Source organism: Microbacterium sp. Ru50 (genome assembly GCF_002920555.1).
Classification (GTDB): Bacteria; Actinomycetota; Actinomycetes; order Actinomycetales; family Microbacteriaceae; genus Microbacterium; species Microbacterium arborescens.
Window position 1 is genome coordinate 1 of record NZ_PQSV01000086.1, and the last position, 262, is coordinate 262.

1 protein-coding gene is annotated in these 262 nt (G+C 70.2%); it reads left to right on the top strand.

What is annotated here, in order from left to right:
• Positions 1-53: 53 nt before the first annotated feature.
• Positions 54-262 (top strand): DNA-formamidopyrimidine glycosylase family protein (locus C3481_RS16375; protein WP_308457291.1); only part of this gene is annotated, 209 nt, incomplete at its 3' end.

The following is a 262-nucleotide window of genomic DNA, read 5'->3' on the forward strand; positions in this document are numbered from 1 at the left end:
CCGCCGCGCGCAACCCCGTGCCCGGTTGGGGTGGTGCGTGCCAGGATGACGCCATGCCCGAGATGCCGGAAGTGCAGGGACTCGTCGACTACCTCGGCGGTCGCCTCGCCGGGCGCCGAATCACGAAAGCCCGTGTCAGCGCGATCTCTGCCCTGAAGACCTACGACCCGCCGATCGAGACCCTCGAGGGCACGACCGTGACCGCCGCAGCCCGCCACGGCAAGTTCGTCGACCTCGTCACCGACAGCGGCACGCACCTCGT